We start from the raw sequence: 5873 nt of genomic DNA on the forward strand, positions 1-5873 counted from the left end.
AACTAGGATGAAGAAAAGACTTAAGGAAGAACCATGTTACGCATTGCCATTGCTTCGATCACGGCGCTGCTGATCGTCGGCCACGCCAACGCCGCCGAGCCAATCGCCTTGCGCGATATGGGTTCGTTCCATGTCGGCGGACGGCTGGTGGAGATTTCCGGCAAGCCGGTGAAGGAGGTCGTCTTAACGCCCGGCGGCGTGCCCGTGAAGGTTGATCCCAACGGCACCTATCAGGTCGAGCAGATGTATGTGCAGTATTTTCTGCCCGCCAGCGAGAAAGGCGCCTATCCGCTTCTGATGTGGCACGGCGGCGGGCTGACCGGCGTCACCTACGAGACAACACCGGACGGACGCGAGGGCTGGCTGAACTATTTCCTGCGCCAGGGCTGGGCCGTTTACAATTCGGATGCGGTCGAGCGCGGCCGCGCCGGCTGGGCGCAGTACCCCGATGTCTTCAAGGGCGAACCGGTCTTCCTCACCACGGCCAACCCATTCGAGCGCTTTCGCATCGGCGACGGCGCGGGCTCCTACGATCCCGATCCGGCCAAGCGCAAGCTGATGCCGGGCAGCCAGTTTCCGAATGAGGGTTACAAGAACTTCGTCAAGCAGAACGTACCGCGCTGGACCACGACCGACGATGCCATCATCGCCGCCTATATCGCCGAGATCGACCGCGTCGGCCCCTCCGTCATCCTGTTCCACAGCCAGGCCGGCAGCTTCGGTTTCAAGGTGGCGCAAGCGCGGCCCGACAAGGTCAAGGCGCTGATTGCGATCGAGCCGGCCGGACTCGGCGATCCCGCCAGGGCCGATGCCTTGAAGAACATTCCGACGCTGATCGTCTATGGCGACTATATCGACAGGGATTCGCGCTGGCCGACAATCCGCGCCAGGGGCATTGCCTTTGCGGACGCGATCAAGGCCGCCGGCGGCAGCGTCGATGTCGTTGACTTGCCGCAAGCCGGCATCAAGGGCAATTCGCACATGATCATGATGGACAAGAACAATGCCGAGGTCGCCGCCCTGATCCAGAAATGGCTCGTGGGCAAGGGGCTGACGAAGTAAGCGGCTCGGCGCGAGGGCAGGAAGCAACGAATGCACGGAACGCCAATCCTGGACGAAGCCGACCGTCTCATGACGGTCTGCAATTCCTGCCGCTATTGCGAAGGGCTGTGCGCGGTGTTTCCAGCCATGGAGATGCGCCGCGCCTTCTCCGACGGCGACCTCAACTATCTCGCCAATCTCTGCCATTCCTGCGGCGCCTGCTATGTCGACTGCCAGTTCTCGCCGCCGCACGAATTCAACGTCAATGTTCCGCAGACGCTCGCGGTCGCGCGCGCGGAATCCTATGCGGCCTATGCCTGGCCGCGGGCACTGTCCGGCGCCTTTGCGCGCAACGGTCTCGTCATCAGCATCGTCGCGGCGCTGAGCATGGCGACCTTCATTCTCGGCTTCGCCGCCCTGAACGACCGCAGCGTGCTGTTCGGCGTGCATACCGGGCCGGGCGCGTTCTACAGACTGATGCCGCATAACGCGATGGCCGCGCTGTTCAGCGCCGCGCTGCTCTATGCCATTCTCGCGCTCGTCATGAGCGTGCGCGCGTTCTGGCGCGACATCGGCTCACCGATCGGCGGCCGTGCCGATGGCGGCTCGATCTTCCRGGCCATTCGCGATGCCGGGGAGCTGCGCTATCTCGATGGCGGCGGGGTCGGCTGCTACAACGAGGACGACAAGCCGACCGACCGGCGCAAGCTGTATCATCACCTCACCTTCTACGGCTTCCTGCTGTGCTTTGCCGCAACGTCGGTGGCCACGCTCTACCACTATGTGTGGGGACGTGAGGCGCCGTACCCCTGGTGGGATCTGCCGGTCGTGCTGGGCACGCTTGGCGGCATTGGTCTCATCGCCGGGCCAATCGGCCTGTTCGTCGCGAAATCGCGCCGTGATCCGGAGCTGCTCGACGAAAAAGGTTTCGGCATGGATGTCGGCTTCATCGCCATGCTGTTCCTGACCGGTCTCACCGGCATGGCGCTGCTGATCCTGCGCGAGACCGCCGCCATGGGGCCGCTGCTGGCGCTGCATCTCGGTGCGGTATTCGCGCTGTTCATCACCATGCCCTACGGCAAGTTCGTGCACGGCATCTACCGCTTCGCCGCACTGGTGCGCTACGCGCAGGAGCGGCGGGCAGAGGTCTCCTGATCGGGCGGCGGCAAGCCGGCGGGATCTGCTGTCAGCTTCGTGCCGCGGCAACTTCGCGCGGCCGCGGCGCGACCAGCACGACGTCCGGTCTGGCAGTGTCGACCTGGACCCGGTTGCGTCCCTTTTCCTTGGCACGATAGCAGGCGGCATCCGCAGTACGCATCGCCTGCTCGAGTGTGGTGTTGCCGTCGGGGATGCAGGCAACACCGATGCTGGCGGTGACGGCAAAGCAGCGATCGTCCCAGGCGAAGCTGAACAGCTCGAGCGACTTGCGCAGCCGTTCGGCGATATCGACGGCGTCGAAGGCCGAGCACTGCGGCAGGATCAGGCCGAATTCGTCGCCGCCGAGCCGGGCCACCAAATCGTGCGGACGCCGGTCCTGTTGCAGGAGGCGCGAGACCTGGCACAGCAGCCGGTCGCCGGCGAGATGGCCGCAGCTGTCGTTGACGCTCTTGAACTGGTCGAGGTCGAGCAGGATCAGGCCCAGCGAGCCGTCTCGGGCATTGTCGAGCGCGCTTTGCAGGCGCGACTCGAAGGCGCGGCGGTTGGCGAGGCCGGTCAACCAGTCATGCGAGGCCTGCCAGGCGAGCCGATCCTTCTCGGCGTGCAATGCATCCTCGAACGCCTGCCGTTGCAGCACCAATCGTCGGGTGTGCCAGAGCAGGAGCAGGATCAGCGTCGCGGCAGTGACGACGTTGACGCAGGTCAACGTCACCTTGATGGCGCGGGAACCCTCGCCGAGGACAGTGGAGAACCGCCTGGCATGCCCCGTGAACTGGCTGTTCAGCTCCGAGAGCCGCGACGACAGATATTGCAGGCGGTCGCTGTCGCGAACGGGTCCGTTCGTCCACTCGGACCGGATGACCTCGCCGAAGACGCTCAGCTCCAGCAGCATCGGATCGGTGGCAGCCCATTCCCGGATTGCGTCCCGGAGGAAGCTCACCTGGTTGAAATGGCGGAACAGCCAGATCAAGCCGGGGACGTCGTCGGGATGGTTGCCGCCTTGCAGGAAGCCGATCCGGGCGGCCTCGACGTCGACCGGATCGCGCTCGAGCGCCCACCGCGCGAATTCGTCGCCGATGGGAACGGCAAGCGAGGCCTGATATTGCGCGAATTGGCTGGGCTCGCCCGAATGCAGATAGAGATTGAGGAAATAGACGGCGTTCTTCTGCGAGCGCGACCACATCGCCTCGCCCGCGACATAGGCGCGGACCGAGGACATCACCTCCAGGCTGAATCCGGCGATCGCCGCCTGGAGCACGACGACCATGACAAAGGGCGAGACGAGCTTGATGACATGAAGGAAGCTGCGTCCCTTCGACGACGTCGCTGTTCTGCGAAACACTTTGCGTTCCCCAAGTCGCTCAACGACCCCAGCGGAGCGATCCGCTCATAACGCGGATTACGCGAGAAGGCTGCTTAACKCGACCTGAAAGAGCCGGAAGACTGCGTCGCAGGGTGAAAGCGCTGTGAAACGGATGCTCGCAGATCGCTGCAAATGCCGCCGAACCGGAACTGGCGCGGCGATGCCTCGCATTCGTGCTGCGTCGTTTACTCGATCGAGAGAAACCGGCTTGGCGCTGGAGCGTTTTCGAGCGAAGTGGATACCGGTTCGCGGTGAAGGAAACGCGTCAAAACAGGAATCCAGAGTCCCGTTCCGATTCCGTCGGAACGGAAATGGCTCTAGACCAGGACCGGCTTGCGCACGCGGCCGGCGTCGCCGAATACGCGCAGGTAACGCTCGATCTCCGAGGGCATGCCGGTTGCTTTCTCCGGATTGTCGGAGAGCTTGACGGCCGGGTGGCCGTCGACCGACGTGACCTTGCAGACGATCGAGATCGGATCGAGATTGACCGAACCGTCCGGCGGGCAGCCGACGAAATCGTTGGTGAGATTGGTGCCCCAGCCGAACGAGAGCCGCACGCGGCCGGCGAAGTGGTGATAGGTCTCCTCGATCGAGCCGACATCCATCGCGTCGGAGAACACCAGCAGCTTGTCCTTGGGATTGCGGCCCTTCTTCTCCCACCATTTGATGATCTCCTCGCCGGCCTGGATCGGCGGCGCGCTGTCGGGCCGGAAGCCGGTCCAGTCGGCGACCCATTCCGGGGCATCGCGCAGGAAGGCCTTGGTGCCGAAGGCGTCGGGGAGCGCAATCAGGAGATTGCCGCCATAGGTCTGGCGCCACTGGTCGAGAATGCGATAGGGCGCCCAGCGCAACTCCTCGTCGTCGCTGGCGAGGGCTGCGGCGACCATCGGCAGCTCATGCGCATTGGTGCCGATCGCTTCGAGATCGTTGTCCATCGCCAGCAGCACGTTGGAGGTGCCTATGAAGGACGGGCCCAACCCCTCCTTCACCGCTTCCACGCACCAGCGCTGCCAGAGGAAGCCGTGACGGCGGCGCGTGCCGAAGTCGGACAGCCGCAGGCCGTCGAGCTTGCGCAGGTGCTCGACCTTGGTCCAGAGTTTTGCCTTCGCGCGGGCATAGAGCACGTCGAGCTCGAAACGGCCGCGGCCTTTGATCGCCGCGCGGGAGCGCAGCTCGTTGAGGATCGCCAGCGCCGGGATCTCCCACATCGTGGTGTGGGTCCACGGCCCGTGGAAATGCAGTTCGTACTGCCCCTCGACCTTGCGCAGCTCGTATTCGGGCAGGCGGAATTCGGCCAGCCAGCGGATGAAGTCGGCCGAGAACATGTGGGTCTTGCCGTAGAAGGTGTTACCGGCAAGCCAGATCAGCTCCTTCTTGGTGAAGCGGATGGTGCGGGCATGGTCGAGCTGGGCGCGCAGCTCGCCCTCGTCGATGATCTCGGCAAGGCGCACATGGCGCGAGCGGTTGATCACCGAAAATGTCACCTGCTGACTCGGGTAGGCTTCCCGAATCATCTGCAACATCAATAGCTTGTAGAAATCGGTGTCGAGCAGGCTGCGGATGATGGGATCCAGCCGCCAGCTGTGATTGTAGGTCCGGCTTGCAATGTCGGTCACTGTCATGGGGGAATTCTAGCGTGGCTGCCCGGGCGCAACCAGTGGGTTTGGCGGGGATCAGCTTGTCGCCGGGCAGGGGCCCGTTGCTCAGGCCGCGGCCGTCGCCGCCACGGTTTCGAGCTGGCTCCTGATCCAGCGGTGGGCCGGGTCCTTCTGATAGCGCTGGTGCCAGACCATGAACATCGGCAGCTCGGCCAGCGTTCGCGTGCGCGAGGCCAGCGGAATCCGCACATGCGCGAAGCCACCCATCACGCCGGACGCCAGCAGGCTCGGCATGCTCGCCAGCATCTGCGAGCCGCGCAGGAAGGACGGCGCGCCGGAAAAGCTCGGCACGGAGATGGCGATGTCGCGGTGGAAGCCGTTGGCCGCGAGCCGGCGATCGAAGTCGAGCCGCTCATTGTCGGTATAGACCACGGTGATGTGGCGTGCCGCGAGATAGGCGCCGCGGCTGCCCGGCGCGGTGCGGGCCCCGGGATCGTAGTAGCAGACGTAATGGTCTCGCAGCAGGCGCTTCTGCACGATGTCGATGCCGGACGGCGGCAGCGGCGTGATCAGGAGGTCGCAGCGGTTTTCGCGCAGCATCGCAGGCGAGGGGGACTGCGAGGGGATCACGCGCAGGTTCAGGCTCTGCACCTGCGCCGCGACATGGCCGAAGAATCGCGGCAGCAGCAGATCGCGCTGGAAGTCATTGGCGG

At 64.5% G+C, this 5873-nt stretch carries 5 protein-coding genes; 2 read left to right on the forward strand and 3 right to left on the reverse strand.

The window, feature by feature from the left end; genetic code table 11:
* The first annotated feature begins 33 nt into the window (after positions 1-33).
* Together ACXJL8_RS31590 and tcuB are read left to right on the forward strand one after the other, a co-directional pair.
* Positions 34-1062, forward strand: coding sequence for an esterase (locus tag ACXJL8_RS31590; protein ID WP_456621571.1), 1029 nt, complete (start codon positions 34-36; stop codon positions 1060-1062).
* A 30-nt stretch (positions 1063-1092) separates the two neighbouring features.
* Positions 1093-2196 carry a tricarballylate utilization 4Fe-4S protein TcuB gene (tcuB, locus tag ACXJL8_RS31595; RefSeq protein WP_456686197.1) on the forward strand — a complete coding sequence of 368 codons (1104 nt, stop codon included), beginning with the start codon at positions 1093-1095 and terminating at the stop codon, positions 2194-2196.
* Between the two features lie 31 nt (positions 2197-2227).
* On the opposite strand, the gene ACXJL8_RS31600 is transcribed toward tcuB, so the two are convergent.
* From ACXJL8_RS31600 to ACXJL8_RS31610, 3 genes are all read right to left on the reverse strand, one after another.
* A complete protein-coding gene (locus tag ACXJL8_RS31600; protein ID WP_456621573.1) occupies positions 2228-3541 on the reverse strand; it encodes a GGDEF domain-containing protein in 1314 nt (437 codons plus the stop codon).
* A gap of 338 nt (positions 3542-3879) precedes the next feature.
* Positions 3880-5184: a nicotinate phosphoribosyltransferase gene (gene pncB, locus ACXJL8_RS31605; protein WP_456621574.1), complete on the reverse strand. Its 1305-nt coding sequence runs from the start codon at positions 5182-5184 to the stop codon at positions 3880-3882.
* Between the two features lie 81 nt (positions 5185-5265).
* Positions 5266-5873: LysR substrate-binding domain-containing protein (locus ACXJL8_RS31610; protein WP_456686198.1), on the reverse strand; the 608-nt coding region annotated here is incomplete at its 5' end.

It is taken from the genome of Bradyrhizobium sp. P5_C11_2, from assembly GCF_054049755.1.